Here is a 14,509-nt window from a genome sequence, read left to right as displayed (position 1 = left end):
AGCATGAAGCAGCAAACATATGCCCCGTTCAGAAATCCTTCCTTCAAAGGATGGATAGGAACCGGGAGAGAAGATATCACACCGCCTGCAGGCATCTATGCCCGCAACTGGGGCGCTGCAAAACATGAGGTGGCTGCCGGCATTCATATGCCGCTTACCCTCACCGCTTTCTCTTTTCAAGAGCAGTCGTCCGGCGAGCCGCTGATCCTTATTTCCGCCGATCTGGGCTGGTGGAAAAGCGCTGCCGATGAACGACGACTGCGCGAAGGCATCCTCGCGGCATTATCGTTACAGCCGTATCAGCTGATGTTTTGCTTAACGCATACCCATGCCGGTCCGAGTACCTTCACAGAAGATGTAAATAAGCCCGGTGGTGAGCTGATTGCACCTTACCTGGCACTGGTACAGCAGGCTGCCGTGAAAGCGGCTGAAAATGCCCTTAAAACGGCGACAACGGCTACCCTTACCTGGCATTACGGCAAATGTGATCTGGCCTGTAACCGGGAATTACCGGAAGCAGGCAGCGACCGTATTATTACGGGCCTGAACCCGCAGGCTGCCGCAGATGACACGTTGCTGGTGGGACGTATAACCAGTGAAGCTGGTGTGGTAACAGGTACGATCGTGAATTATGCCTGTCATCCTACTACGCTGGGTGCTGCGAACGACTTGTTATCACCCGATTATATCGGCGCCATGCGCGCACTGGTAGAGCTACATACCGGCGCCAGCTGTCTCTTTTTACAGGGTGCTTCCGGCGAACTGTCGCCGGCGGAGCAATACAGTGGCGATACTTCGCTGGCCGACCATTACGGCCGCCAGCTGGGGTTTGCGGTATTGTCGGCCCTCGAAGCCATGCTGCCGCCCGATAAGGAATTACAGTTTACTGGTGTCGTAGAATCAGGGGCTTCACTGGCCATGTGGGCCAAAGCATGCTACCATCCTGCCGGAGTAGTACAAGGTGAAATGACACGGGTACCGCTGCCGCTGAAAGCGCTGCCTTCCCTGGCAGAAATAGAAGCGGCCTGGGAAGCCTGCGAAGATCATGTGATCAAAGAACGGCTATGGCGGCAACGTGGTATCCGTAAAACCATCGGTGATGGCGAGGTATCGGAGATGCCGCTATGGGTATGGCGACTGGGAGATGGTATCCTCATAGGACAACCCAATGAAACGTATTCTGATTTCCAGCAGGAACTGCGGAAGTTATTATCGCCCGCAGCCGTAGCGGTCATGAACATCGTAAACGGCTATGCCGGGTACCTGCCGCCTGAAACTGCGTATAGCCGGCAAAGTTATGCCGTATGGCAAACGCCTTTTGCGCCCGGTGCGCTTGAACTGCTGACTGCATCTGCCACAGCTATTTCCCAACGATTGATCCTGTCTACATGAATCTGAACCTTACTGCTTTAGATGCTGTTATTTTCGGCGTTTACATATTAGGTGTAATCGGCCTGGGGTTGTATGCTTCCCGTAAGGGCACCAAAACCAAGCGCGATTATTTCCTGGCAGGGGATAAGCTCCCCTGGTGGATGATCGGTGGCAGCATCATTGCTGCCAATATCAGCAGCCACCACCTGGTAGGCGCTATGGGCGTGGCTTACAGCCGTGGCTTCGTAGCCATTGCCATGGAATGGGGTGCTATCCTCATGGGCTTTAATGCTTTGCTCTGGATCTTCCTGCCCTTCTATATCCGTAACGGATTTTATACGGTACCCGAATTTCTCGAACGGCGATATGGTACTGCTGCCAGAACTACATATGCGGCCCTGATCCTGCTCACCTATGTACTGGTGGAAATCAGTGCGGTGTTGTACCTGGGCGCTTTATCACTGCATTCCCTGCTGGGCATTTCTGTGATGACCAGCGTCATCATCCTGGCCGTTATCACCGGTATTTACACGATTGCCGGCGGTTTACGCGCTGTGATCTGGACAGAAATGTTGCAGCTGGTCGTACTCGTAATGGGCGGCATTGCACTCACGGTAGCCACGGTGAATGCCGCTGGCGGTGTATCTGCGATTACGGATACGGTGAAGGACTGGGACCTGATTCTGCCCGCCAATGATCCCGATTTTCCGTGGACCATGTACCTGGGCGGCGTGTTGTGTATCAGCGTTTTTTACTGCGCTACCAACCAGTTTATCGTACAACGCGTGATGGCATCCAAAAATGAATGGCATGCCCGCATGGGCGTGGTGTTTGGTGATTACCTCAAATTCCTGGTACCGATCATTATCACGGTACCCGCACTGGTAGCACCGAAACTTTTTCCAAACCTCGAGAAGCCGGATCTGTTGTTTCCCACACTGGTGGAAAAACTGCTGCCTTCCGGTCTCGTAGGCCTTGTGATGGCGGGTCTGATTGCCGCCGTGATGTCGCATTTATCAGGCGCCATTAACTCCTGCACTACTATTCTTACGGTAGATATTTACCTGCCGTATTTCCGCAAGGAGGCAACCGAAGCCCAGGCTGTGCGTTTTGGGCGTATAGCCGGTACCGTAATTATTGTATTGGGTATTCTTTGCACCAGTTTATTCCTGACACATTCAAATAAACCGGTGTTCCTGTACCTGATGAATGCTTACGGACTATTTACGCCGGGTATTGCAGCCATGTTCCTGCTGGGTATTCTCTGGAAACGGGCTACCCACGCCGGTGCGCTGGCGGCAGGCATACTGACCATCCCGATGTCCATTGCGATGGAAATGATTTTTCCTGCTATGCCTTTCTTTAACCGGACCGGTATTGTTTTCTGGAGCTGCATGGCATTGTGTGTGGTGGTAAGTCTGCTCACCAAACCTAAGCCGGAAGCAGAACTCGCCGGGCTTATCTGGAACCGCGCCAGCTTATCGCTGCCGCCGGAGCAGAAAGCACAGCAGCAGGGATGGCGTAATCCTACTATCTGGTGGGCGCTCATTACGGCCATTGTATTATTCTTCTATATCCGATTTGCATAAGCTCCTTATATATTCAGTTATGTCAACAACCGCATTCGAAACAAAAACGACCACTACTACCAGATCACGCGCCTGGCTGCAATCGCTCGGGCCCGGCCTCATCACGGCCGCACTGGTATTTGGTCCCAGTAAAGTGACCATTGCCTCCATCATGGGCGCCTCTTACGGCTTTTCCCTTTTATGGATTGTGGTGGTGGCTATCTTTTTCATGATCATTTTTACTACGATGGCAGCCCGTGTGGGAATTGCGACGAGCCAGTCGTTGCTCAGCACCATCAGCGACAAATGGGGTATGCCTGCGCGTATAGCCATTGGCGTTGGGGTGTTCCTGGTAACGGCCTCTTTCCAGGCAGGGAACTCTGTGGGCGCCGGTATTACATTGGCAGAGGCCACACATAGTTCCAAGGAAATCTGGATAGTGGTTTGTAACATAGCAGGGATCAGCATCCTGTTCTTCCGGGGATTTTATAAAAAACTGGAGAAGATCATGATTGCGTTGATCATCATGATGCTGTTTGCCTTTATCGTGACCATGGCCATGTCACAACCTTCTGTGACAGGCATTGCTACCGGCCTGGTACCATCTGTACCGGCGGGTTCGCAAAAGTTGGTGATTGCGTTTATGGCATCCTGTTTTTCTATTGTGGGAGCTATTTATCAATCGTACCTGGTGCAGGAAAGAAAACGCCTGCGGCCGGAGGTAAAGCAAACCGGGAAGGAAACGTTGCCGGGTATGCTCATCCTGGGATTTATGAGTGCTACGGTGATGATCTGTGCGGCTACGGTATTGCATCCTGCCGGTATCAGCATTACCTCAGCCACTGATATGGCGAAGGTGCTGGAACCGGTATTTGGTAATGCGGCGGCGGGTTTATTTCTGGTAGGCCTGTTTGGAGCTTCTTTTTCTTCCCTGCTGGGTAATGCCGCTTTAGGTGGTACTTTATTGGGAGATGCCCTCGGCTTTGGTGGTATGCTGAGTTCAAAAATGGTACGTTTATTCATTGCCGTTATCATGCTCATCGGCGCCACAGTAGCGATTGTTTTTGGCAAGCTGCCGCTGGAACTGATTGTGCTGGCGCAGGCGGTCACCATCTTCATTGTACCCTTTATAGGTATTGCCCTGTTTTTTGTGGCCAATGATGCAAAGATCATGGGGTCTTTGAAAAATAATCTCTTTACCAATATCGCCGCAGGCATCGGTTTACTGATCATGCTCGGTCTGGCGGTAAGTAATGCCATTACTTTATTTTTTAGCTGATAATACTGGTTGCATGAAAAAGTTGATGTCGGTGTTGTTGTTAATTTTATTGCTCGCGGCAGGCGGCTACCTTTTCTTCCGGAACGCCCGGAAGCCCGCTGCCGTGCAGTTTCCGGTGGAGGCGATATTAGCGTTGGATACCACCCCGGTGGGCATCAGCACTATTATATCCGACCTGAATGTACCCTGGGAAATAGCCTGGGGGCCTGACGGGCAGATCTGGTTCACAGAGCAAAGCGGTACCATCAGCAAGGTAGATCCACAAACCGGCGTCAGGAAGTTATTGCTGACTATTCCGGATGTATACCGGCAACGCACGCTGGGATTGCTGGGCATGGCGGTATCTGACAATAAACTGCTGCCTTATGTGTTCGTGGACTATACACATCTGAATAAAGATTCTTCCATCGTATCGCGCCTGGTCAGGTATACCTATACCGCCGATACCCTGAAAGATCCGCTGGTACTGCTGGAATTGCCCGGTAATACGGGGCATAACGGCTCCCGGGTAGCCATATCTCCCGATGGTAAAATTATACTCTCTACGGGCGATGCCGCCAATGGCGAAAATGCACCAGACACGGCTTCTATCAATGGCAAAACATTACGCCTGAATTTCGATGGCAGTATTCCCGCCGATAATCCGTATCCCGGAAGCCCGGTGTGGAGCCGTGGCCACCGCAATATCCAGGGACTGGTATATTCATCAGCCGGACACTTATTCGCCTCCGAACACGGAGATGCGACTGATGATGAAATCAATTATATACAAAAGAAAGCTTTCTACGGCTGGCCACGGGTAGAAGGGTTTGCGGACCGTGCCGATGAAAAGGCATACGCAGACTCGTTCCCCTTCACCGCGCCGCTGAAAGCCTGGACGCCTACCATTGCACCGGCAGGGGTGGACTATTACGCTTCCAGCCGCATTCCGGAATGGCAAAACAGTATCCTGATGGGTACACTGAAAGCTGCCAGTCTGCGTGTACTGCACCTCAATGCTGCGCAGGATGCTGTCACTGCAGAGGATATTTACTTCTCCGGCCACTTCGGCCGTATCCGCGATATCTGTGTGTCGCCCGCCGGCGATGTGTATATCGCTACGAGTAACCGCGACTGGAATCCGGGTAAGGGTTTCCCGCTGCCACACGACGACCGGATCATCCGGCTCTCCGCGCTGGACCAGCATGCTGTAACAGCTCCCGGTATTCCTGTGCTGAAAGCTTTACCCGCAGCGAAGCCTGCTGCTTCCAGGGGAGCCGCTGTTTATAAAAATTACTGCGAAGCCTGTCATAAGCCCGATGGAAAAGGCGTACCAGGCTCCTTCCCTGCGCTGGATCAGAACACATTGGTAAATGGTTCCGTAGCGCCATTGATCAGCACCATTGTAAATGGACGCAAGGGCGCAGCAGCAGGGGAGCAGATGCCGGCCTTTGGTTTCCTTCCGGATGAGGACCTGGCCGCCGTAACATCGTATATCCGTAGTAGTTGGAATAATCATACAGACAGCGTACCGGTTTCCGGGGTATTACAGGCCCGGAAAAAAATGACCGGTAACGTTCTCAATGAAAAAAAGTAACCGGATGAAGCAAAACATTATCTTTAGCGCTATGGCAGCAGCTTTGTTGTTGTCTTGTTCCCATCCATCTAAAATGCAGCCACCCATGCAGCTGATTGCACTTGATCCTGGTCATTTCCACGCTTCACTGGTACAACAACAGATGTATCCGGGAATAGATACCGTGATACAGGTATACGCACCGGAAGGGCCGGAAGTAAAGCAGTATCTGCGGCAGGTAGCCGCGTTTAATGAAAAGGATAGTCCTACGGTACACTGGAGCACCAACGTGTATACCGGTAACGACTATCTGCAGAAGATGCTTTTATGCCAGCCCGGAAACATCGTGGTGCTGGCAGGTAACAACCGCCTGAAACCACACTACATCCGCAGCGCGGTACATGCCGGCATGCATGTACTGGCAGATAAACCGATGGCAATCGATGCGGCCGGTTTTGATTCCCTGCAGGCAGCTTTTAAAGAAGCAGCTGTCAACAAAGTGCAGTTGTATGATATCATGACAGAGCGTTTTGAAATCCATAACGCGCTGCAGCGGGAGCTTTCCCTACTGCCGGAATTGTTTGGTACCCTGCAAACCGGTACTGCTGCCGCACCTGCCGTGATCAAGAAAAGTGTGCATCATTTCAAAAAAACAGTGGCTGGGAAAACTATGATCCGGCCTTCCTGGTACATGGATGTAAAGCAGCAGGGAGAAGGCATCACGGATGTAACCACTCACCTGGTAGATCTCGTGCAATGGACCTGCTTTCCGGAACAGATACTCGATTACAAAAAAGATATTCATATCGACGCAGCTACTACCTGGCCTACGGTGATGAGTTTGCCGCAGTACAGCGCCATTACCGGTGAACCCCGGTTCACCCCGGCCTTGCAGCAGGAGCTGACACCCGATAGTATGCTGAAAGTATACGCCAATGGTGCGTTTGATTATACGATCCGTGGTGTACATGCCCGCATAGAAGTGCAATGGAATTATGAAGCACCCGCCGGCACAGGGGATACACATTATTCCCTGCTGCGTGGCAGCAAAGCGGAACTCGTGATCCTGCAGGACAAAGCACAGCAATACAAACCGGTACTGTATATCCGGCCGCTTACCACGGATACGGCTACACTGAAAGCGCAATTCCAGACGCTGACACATAAATATCCCGGTCTTACGCTGAAAGAAAGCCCGGAGGGATGGGAGGTAGTCATTCCGGAAGCATTGGTGAAAGGACATGAATTATTGTTTGCAAAAGTGATGCAGCAATTCCTGGGGTATATTAAATCGGGTGAGATGCCCGCCTGGGAAGTACCTGCGATGCTGGCAAAATATTACACCACCACACAGGCTTTATCCGTTGCGAAGCGATTGGAATAATGATATAAAAACACATTTCATGACCACCCATTATAACAGACGGAAATTTATACGCAATGCTGCCATTACCGGCATAGGAGCGGGGTTGCTCAGCAGCTTCAGGCCCCTGTATGGTAGGGTGGCGGAAGATGTGATCAGGATCGGTATTATTGGTCTTGATACCACGCACGCCGTTGCATTCACCAAAGCATTCAATAATGCTACACCTGTAGCAGGACTGGAAAATATGAAAGTGGTGGCCGCTTTTCCACAGGCCAGCCCGGATATTGCGCTGAATCAGCAACGCTTACCCGGTTTTACGGAGGATATCCGGAAGATGGGTGTGGAGATCGTAGATTCCATGGAGCATTTGTTGAGCAAGGTGGATGTGGTATTACTGGAGTCCAACGATGGACGGCCTCACCTGGCGCAGGCTTTACCGGTGATCAAAGCAGGAAAGAAATTGTTTATTGATAAGCCGCTGGCGGCGTCTTTATCTGACGGGATGAAGATTTTCAACGCGGCAGCACAGTATAACGTACCGGTGTTTTCGGCGTCTTCCCTGCGTTTTATGGAAAGTGCGCAGCAGGTGGTGCGGGATCATGCCATTGGTAAAGTGCTGGGTGCAGATACTTATAGCCCGGCTGCAACAGAAAAAACGCATCCTGATTTTTTCTGGTATGGCATCCATGGCGTAGAAACATTGTACACGGTGATGGGTACCGGTTGCCGGACCGTCACCCGTTTTCATACAGCCGACACCGATGTGGCAGTAGGTATGTGGAGTGATGACCGCATCGGTACTTTCCGCGGTACCCGCAGTGGTCCTGACGATTTCGGGGGCCGTGTATTCGGTGAAAAAGGCAGTATGGTATTGGGACCATTTAAAGGATATGAATTACTGCTGCAACAGATTGCTACTTTCTTCAGAACGGGTGTGCCACCGGTAAAGCCGGAAGAAACACTGGAGATACTGGCTTTCATGGAAGCCGCAGAAGAAAGTAAGCGAAGAAACGGCGCGCCGGTAAAACTGGAAGAAATGTATAAAAGGGCCAGAAAACATTTATAGGCCACATTCCGCAACCAAAATAATTGTATAGCTATGTCATCTTCCCGCAGAGATTTTATAAGGAAAACCGCCCAGGGCACCGCTGCTATCGCTATCAGCAGCTTTCTGCCGGGCATGAGTGCAAAAAGTTATGCCAGCATTATGGGTTCCAACGATAGGATCCGGATTGGTATGATGGGAGTGAATTCCCGTGGACTGGCGCTGGCCAATAATTATGCAAAACAGGCCAATTGTGAAATAGTTTCGGTATCAGATGTAGATAGTCGCGCTGCGGATAAGTGTATAGAAAGTGTATTCAAAATTCAGCAGATCCGCCCGAAAGCAATACCTGATTTCAGGAAAGCGCTGGAGAACAAAGACATGGATGCTTTGGTAATTGCTGCTCCGGATCACTGGCATGCACCTGCCGCTATCCTGGCTGCCAAAGCCGGTAAACATGTATACCTGGAAAAGCCCTGTAGTCACAATCCGCATGAAGGCGAACTGCTGGTGAAGGTAGCCGGGAAATATAAGACGGTGATCCAGATGGGGAACCAGCGCAGATCCTGGCCCAATGTAGCCGCTGCAATCCGGGAGGTGAAAGAGGGAACCATTGGCCGTGCCTACTTTGCGAAAGGCTGGTACACCAATAACCGCGAATCCATTGGTTTTGGAAAGGAAGCGCCGGTACCGGAATGGCTGAACTACGACCTGTGGCAGGGGCCGGCGCCACGCCGTGCCTTCAAAGATAACCTGATCCACTACAACTGGCACTGGTTCTGGAACTGGGGCACCGGCGAAGCATTGAACAATGGCACACATATGATTGACCTGATGCGTTGGGGCCTGGGCGTGGATTATCCGACCCGTGTCACTTCTTCGGGGGGACGTTTCCGTTATAAAGATGATTGGGAAACACCGGATACCCAGGTGATCAACCTGGAATTTGCCAACAATACCATGATGACCTGGGAGGGCCGCAGTTGCAATGGCCGCAATGTGGAAGGCAATTCTGTGGGCGTGATTTTCTACGGGGAAAAAGGTTCGCTGGTGATCGACGGTAACGCCTACACGATTTACGACCTGGACAACAAAGAAATAAAAACGGTAAAGAACGAAGTGATCATTGATCCGCGTAACCTGACCAACCCGGCGGAGACGCTGGATGCGTTGCATATCCACAACTTTTTTGATGGTATCCGTAATGGCACTGCACTGAACGCCGATATCCTGAGCGGGCACCAGAGCACGCTGCTCTGCCAGCTGGGAAATATATCACTGCGTTCCGGCAATGCCCTGCATATAGATCCTGCCAATGGACATATTCTGCATGATAAAGCAGCGCAGCAGCTCTGGCAACGCGAATACCAGCCAGGATGGGAACCGAAGCTCTAGTATATACGAAGCAATAAAAATATAACGATGAAACAGACAGCCACCGTAACAGCAGGATCACTCAGCAGGCGAGACACGCTTATTTCCATATTCATTGTGGGACTACTCTTTTTTGTATTTGGTTTTGTGAGTTGGGTCAATGCCATCCTGATCCCTTATTTCAAAATCGCCTGCGAGCTGAGTAATTTCCAGTCTTACCTGGTGGCTTTTGCTTTCTATATCTCTTACCTGTTCATGCCTGTACCCGCCTCTTACCTGCTGAAAGCAGTAGGTTTCAAAAAGGGGATGATGACGGGTTTCTGGATGATGTCGCTGGGAGCCTTGATCTTTGTACCCGCGGCGTATACACGCACTTACGAAATTTTCCTGGTAGGATTATTTATTATCGGGCTGGGACTGGCGGTATTGCAAACCGCAGCCAATCCCTACATCACGATACTGGGGCCGAAAGAAAGTGCTGCGGCGAGGATCAGTATTATGGGTGTGTGCAACAAGGGCGCCGGGATTTTAGCGCCATTGATCTTTGCTGCGGTGATCCTGCGACCTACAGACGGAGAGCTTTTCAAGCAACTGGCACATATGACAGGCAGTGCGAAAGAAGCCGAACTGGATGCCCTGATCCAACGGGTAATTGTGCCGTATGGCGTAGTGTCTGCGGTATTGTTTGCCCTTGGTTGTATGGTGCGTTTCTCCCCTTTGCCGGAAATAGACACGGAGCATGAAGATGCGACGGTAGCCAGTGCAAACGCTACTAAAACGAGCATCTTCCAGTTTCCTCACCTGGTGCTGGGGGCCTTTGCGATTCTGCTGCATGTAGGTACACAGGTAGTGGCGATAGATACTATTATCGGTTATGCGGTGTCTATGAAAGTACCGCTGCTGGAGGCTAAAACATTTCCTTCGTATACCCTGTTCGTGACCATTTGCGGGTATTTCCTCGGTATCTCGCTGATACCGCGTGTGATCAGCCAGGTAACCGCATTAAAGATCTGTACGGTGCTGGGCGCGATGTTTACATTGGCCATTGTATTTGTGCATGGGGAAAGCAATTTACTCGGACATGCCACAGATGTTTCCATCTGGTTTGTGGTGATGCTGGGCTTTGCCAATTCATTGGTATGGGCGGGTATATGGCCATTGGCACTGGATGGATTGGGGCGTTTTACAAAAATAGGTGGCTCGCTCATGATCATGGGACTTTGCGGCAACGCACTGTTGCCCGTGGTATACGGACTGGCGGCAGATCATTTCAACGAGCAACTGGCTTACCTGGTGCTGTTTCCCTGCTATCTGTACCTGATCTTTTACGCATTTTACGGACATAAACTGAGAAGCTGGCGCAAGCAGCTGCGGCCTGAACATAGCGGCAGTATAAAAAGTATATAAACACTATAAAACGAAACACATTTCCCGATGCATGCAGCGCCGGCAGGCTTTCTGCGTCCATCATCTCCCGAAAAAAATAACAGAACATATGAAAAAACTGGAAGCTTTGGTGGACAGCCTGTTGCTGCCATCTGATGCCCTGGTGGCAGATATTGCCGCTATGGAAGGAGACATCCTGATTCTTGGTGTGGGCGGAAAAATAGGCCCCAGCCTGGCCAAACTGGCCAAACAGGCGGTAGACCGCAGTGGGGTAAAGAAACGGGTGATCGGCGTATCCCGCCTCACTGAACCCGGACTGAAAGAACAGCTGGAAGCTATGGGGGTAGAAGCCATTGCGGCGGATCTGCTGAACGAAGCAGACCTGCAGGCATTGCCAGACGTGAAAAATGTACTGTACCTGGCGGGCACCAAATTTGGCACCACCGGTAAGGAAGCCTTTACCTGGGCCATGAATACCTATCTGCCGGGCAGGGTGGCGGAGAAATTCAGGCACTCCCGCATCGTGGTATATTCTACCGGTAACGTATATCCGTTTACACCGGTGATATCCGGCGGGGCTGATGAAAGTGTGGCAGCGGCGCCTATCGGTGAGTATGGCCAGTCCTGCCTCGGCAGGGAGCGCATTTTCCAGCACTTCTCCGGAAAGTATAATACGCCTGTACTGGTATATCGTCTCAATTACGCCAACGACCTGCATTACGGTGTATTGCTGGAAATTGCCAAAGCGGTAAGGGAAGAGCGGGCCATCGATATCCGTATGGGGCATGTAAACGTGATCTGGCAGGGCGATGCGAATGAAATGGCGCTGCGTAGTTTACTGCATTGCAGTACGCCGTCGAAGATCCTGAACATCACCGGCCCGGAAACCGCGCCTGTAAGGTGGATCGCCAAAGAATTCGGGAAGATATTCGGTAAAGCACCGCTGTTTTCCGGAGAAGAACAGCCAACTGCGCTGTTGAGTAATGCCGCCGAGAGTTTCCGCCTGTTTGGTTATCCGAAAGTATCGCTGCTGCAAATGATACAGCTCACGGCTGCCTGGCTGGAAGAAGGGGGGCGTACTATCCAGAAGGCTACTCATTTCCAGGAACGCGAAGGCCAGTTTTAAATTCTTCTATTAAAAAGTATGATGATGGAATCTGCAGTTGAACAATTACTATATAGCGGCACAATTATTCCCGCACATCCGCTGGCGCTGGACCAACACCGCCGGCTAAACGAAAACAGGCAACGCCTGCTCACCCGCTACTATATTGCCAGCGGGGTAGGTGGTGTGGCGGTGGGCGTGCATACCACCCAGTTTGCCATCCGCCGCCCGGATATTAATCTCTATGAGCCGGTGTTGCGGCTGGCAGCAGAAGAGATTGCCGCTGCAGGGCTGAGCAGACCCTTTATCAAAGTGGCGGGCATCTGCGGGCCTACGGAACAGGCGCTGAAAGAAGCAGAAATTGCGCTGAAATACGGGTATCATATCGGGTTGCTGAGTTTGGGCGGACTACAGGCACAGACGGAAGAGGCGCTGTTGACGCATGTGCGGGCCGTGGCGGAGGTGATTCCTGTATTCGGGTTTTACCTGCAGCCGTCTGTGGGCGGCCGTATTTTCAGTTACGACTTCTGGGCGCAGCTGGCAGAGATCCCGGGTGTAAAAGCCATCAAAACAGCCCCTTTTAACCGTTATCAGACACTGGATGTGGTTAGGGCAGTGGCGTGTTCCTCCAGGCGCGAAAAGATCGCCTTATACACGGGGAATGACGATAATATTGTGGCGGACCTGCTCACGACCTATCGCTTCCGGGTAAATGGTGAAACCGTGGAAAAAGGGTTTGCCGGAGGCCTGCTCGGGCACTGGTCGGTATGGACCGAAAAAGTAGCAGGTCTTTTCGACCGGATAAAAAATTGTATACTTGAAGATTATAAAGGGGCAGGGGAGTTGCTGAAAGAGGGCATTGCCGTAACAGATATGAACGCGGCGATCTTCGATCCATCCCATGCTTTCCGGGGTTCCATTGCGGGTATCCATGAGGTATTGCGCAGACAGGGACTGATGGAAGGTACCTGGTGCCTGGAAGATCATGAGGTATTGTCGCCCGGGCAAACGGAAGAAATAGACCGCGTTACCGCCGCCTATCCGCACCTGACAGACGATGAATTTGTAAAAGATTTTTTATCAGAAGCGCATAATAAAAACTTACTGTTACATGCTTAAAGAGAGAATACGGCAATTAGCCAGCGGACTGCTGGAGGAGGCAACGGCCAACCGCCGCCACCTGCACACCCATCCGGAACTTTCCTACCGGGAGTACCAGACGGCACTTTTCATTGAAGAGAAGTTGCGCGCCCTGGATATTCCTTTTGAAAGGATGGCTGATACCGGTATTGTTGCTTTATTGCAGGGAGGCGCCGCTCCATCGGATAAGATAGTGGCCCTCCGGGCAGATATTGATGCGCTGCCCATTTTTGAACTCAACCAGGTGCCGTACCGCTCTCAGAACGAGGGAGTGATGCATGCCTGCGGTCATGATGTACATACAGCCTCGCTGTTGGGCGTGGCGGGTATTCTGAGCCAGATGAAGCCTGAGTTTTCCGGCACGGTGAAGTTTATTTTCCAGCCGGCAGAAGAGGTGATCCCGGGCGGCGCCAGCCTGATGATAAAGGCGGGCGTACTGGAAAATCCGCGTCCGCAGCATATCCTGGGGCAGCATGTAATGCCGGAACTGGCGGCAGGCAAGGTGGGATTCCGTTCCGGGCGCTATATGGCCAGCAATGATGAAATTTCCATTACGGTGAAAGGAAAGGGTGGTCATGGCGCGATGCCCCACCTGGGAATAGACCCGGTGGTGATTGCCTGTCATATCGTGATTGCCCTGCAGCAGATTGTGAGCCGCCGGGCCAATCCGCTGCTGCCATCGGTGCTGTCGTTTGGTAAAATGATTGCCAACGGCGCCAGTAATGTGATTCCGGATGAAGTGAAGCTGGAAGGCACTTTCCGCTCGCTGGATGAGACCTGGCGCAGTGCGGCACATGAAAAGATTAAAAAGATGGCCATCTCCATAGCAGAAAGTATGGAAGGCTCCTGTGATATTAAAATAGAAAGAGGATATCCTGTGTTAATCAACGAAGATAAAATCACCGCTGCGAGCAGGGCGCATGCCGAAGACTATCTCGGTGCGGAACAGGTAGAAGAACTGGATATCTGGATGGCAGCAGAAGATTTTGCTTCCTATTCCCAGGTGGCCGATGCCTGTTTTTACCGGTTGGGTGTTCGTAATGAAAGCAAAGGAATGGTATCGGGTTTGCACACGGCTACTTTTGATGCAGAAGAGCAGGCACTGGAAACCGGCGCCGGACTTATGTCTTATCTCGCATTAAAAACGCTGGGCAACTAATCAAGTGTGGGTTGCACGCTTATTAATTTGTTAATGGGCGGTTAACAGCGGCCGATTCTTAGCATTCACGGACAATAATTATGCGTTCACGAAATAAGGTGGGCAACTAACGTGGATGAATATATCTTTGTTTCAGGTTTTTCATAGGATATGGTTAAAAT

The 14,509-nt window shown here is 51.5% G+C and carries 11 protein-coding genes; all 11 read left to right on the top strand.

Annotated elements, in window-relative coordinates; genetic code table 11:
* Positions 1–3: 3 nt before the first annotated feature.
* The 11 genes from BMW79_RS22740 to BMW79_RS22690 all read left to right on the top strand — a co-directional run bounded on the left by BMW79_RS22740 (position 4) and on the right by BMW79_RS22690 (position 14,348).
* Positions 4–1,392: a neutral/alkaline non-lysosomal ceramidase N-terminal domain-containing protein gene (locus BMW79_RS22740; protein ID WP_089898388.1), complete on the top strand. Its 1,389-nt coding sequence runs from the start codon at positions 4–6 to the stop codon at positions 1,390–1,392.
* Positions 1,389–2,960: an SLC5 family protein gene (locus BMW79_RS22735; protein WP_089898386.1), complete on the top strand. Its 1,572-nt coding sequence runs from the start codon at positions 1,389–1,391 to the stop codon at positions 2,958–2,960. The genes BMW79_RS22740 and BMW79_RS22735 overlap by 4 nt, the downstream gene beginning before the upstream one ends.
* A gap of 19 nt (positions 2,961–2,979) precedes the next feature.
* Complete coding sequence (locus tag BMW79_RS22730; RefSeq protein ID WP_089898384.1) at positions 2,980–4,218, top strand: Nramp family divalent metal transporter; 1,239 nt, start codon at positions 2,980–2,982, stop codon at positions 4,216–4,218.
* A 13-nt stretch (positions 4,219–4,231) separates the two neighbouring features.
* Positions 4,232–5,794 carry a PQQ-dependent sugar dehydrogenase gene (locus tag BMW79_RS22725; RefSeq protein ID WP_218150415.1) on the top strand — a complete coding sequence of 521 codons (1,563 nt, stop codon included), beginning with the start codon at positions 4,232–4,234 and terminating at the stop codon, positions 5,792–5,794.
* A 4-nt stretch (positions 5,795–5,798) separates the two neighbouring features.
* Positions 5,799–7,157: a putative oxidoreductase C-terminal domain-containing protein gene (locus tag BMW79_RS22720; RefSeq protein ID WP_089904108.1), complete on the top strand. Its 1,359-nt coding sequence runs from the start codon at positions 5,799–5,801 to the stop codon at positions 7,155–7,157.
* A gap of 19 nt (positions 7,158–7,176) precedes the next feature.
* Positions 7,177–8,205, top strand: a complete 1,029-nt coding sequence (locus BMW79_RS22715; protein ID WP_089898382.1) for a Gfo/Idh/MocA family protein — start codon at positions 7,177–7,179, stop codon at positions 8,203–8,205.
* Positions 8,206–8,238: 33 nt separating this feature from the next.
* On the top strand, positions 8,239–9,579 hold the full coding sequence (locus BMW79_RS22710) for a Gfo/Idh/MocA family protein (protein WP_089898381.1): 1,341 nt from the start codon (positions 8,239–8,241) through the stop codon (positions 9,577–9,579).
* 27 nt (positions 9,580–9,606) lie between these two features.
* The gene (locus BMW79_RS22705; RefSeq protein WP_089898379.1) at positions 9,607–10,965 is read left to right on the top strand and encodes a sugar MFS transporter; all 1,359 of its coding nucleotides are present in this window, start codon (positions 9,607–9,609) and stop codon (positions 10,963–10,965) included.
* 88 nt (positions 10,966–11,053) lie between these two features.
* A complete protein-coding gene (locus tag BMW79_RS22700) occupies positions 11,054–12,070 on the top strand; it encodes an NAD-dependent epimerase/dehydratase family protein (protein WP_089904105.1) in 1,017 nt (338 codons plus the stop codon).
* A gap of 24 nt (positions 12,071–12,094) precedes the next feature.
* Entirely contained in the window at positions 12,095–13,168 is a 1,074-nt protein-coding gene (locus BMW79_RS22695) for a dihydrodipicolinate synthase family protein (RefSeq protein ID WP_245752638.1), read from the top strand.
* Complete coding sequence (locus BMW79_RS22690) at positions 13,161–14,348, top strand: M20 metallopeptidase family protein (protein ID WP_089898377.1); 1,188 nt, start codon at positions 13,161–13,163, stop codon at positions 14,346–14,348. Before BMW79_RS22695 ends, BMW79_RS22690 begins: the two co-directional genes overlap by 8 nt.
* The last annotated feature ends 161 nt before the right edge of the window (positions 14,349–14,509 follow it).

This window comes from Chitinophaga arvensicola (assembly GCF_900110835.1).
In the GTDB taxonomy this organism is placed as follows: Bacteria; Bacteroidota; Bacteroidia; order Chitinophagales; family Chitinophagaceae; genus Chitinophaga; species Chitinophaga arvensicola.
This window is presented reverse-complemented; position numbering and strand designations above follow the sequence as displayed.

Excerpts from the sequence above, each read along its gene's own strand:
- BMW79_RS22730 (WP_089898384.1), top strand. The coding sequence starts at position 2,980 with ATGTCAACAACCGCATTCGAAACAAAAACGACCACTACTACCAGATCA.
- BMW79_RS22690 (WP_089898377.1), top strand. The coding sequence starts at position 13,161 with ATGCTTAAAGAGAGAATACGGCAATTAGCCAGCGGACTGCTGGAGGAG.
- BMW79_RS22700 (WP_089904105.1), top strand. The coding sequence starts at position 11,054 with ATGAAAAAACTGGAAGCTTTGGTGGACAGCCTGTTGCTGCCATCTGAT.
- BMW79_RS22710 (WP_089898381.1), top strand. The coding sequence starts at position 8,239 with ATGTCATCTTCCCGCAGAGATTTTATAAGGAAAACCGCCCAGGGCACC.
- BMW79_RS22735 (WP_089898386.1), top strand. The coding sequence starts at position 1,389 with ATGAATCTGAACCTTACTGCTTTAGATGCTGTTATTTTCGGCGTTTAC.
- BMW79_RS22715 (WP_089898382.1), top strand. The coding sequence starts at position 7,177 with ATGACCACCCATTATAACAGACGGAAATTTATACGCAATGCTGCCATT.
- BMW79_RS22720 (WP_089904108.1), top strand. The coding sequence starts at position 5,799 with ATGAAGCAAAACATTATCTTTAGCGCTATGGCAGCAGCTTTGTTGTTG.
- BMW79_RS22740 (WP_089898388.1), top strand. The coding sequence starts at position 4 with ATGAAGCAGCAAACATATGCCCCGTTCAGAAATCCTTCCTTCAAAGGA.
- BMW79_RS22725 (WP_218150415.1), top strand. The coding sequence starts at position 4,232 with ATGAAAAAGTTGATGTCGGTGTTGTTGTTAATTTTATTGCTCGCGGCA.
- BMW79_RS22695 (WP_245752638.1), top strand. The coding sequence starts at position 12,095 with ATGGAATCTGCAGTTGAACAATTACTATATAGCGGCACAATTATTCCC.
- BMW79_RS22705 (WP_089898379.1), top strand. The coding sequence starts at position 9,607 with ATGAAACAGACAGCCACCGTAACAGCAGGATCACTCAGCAGGCGAGAC.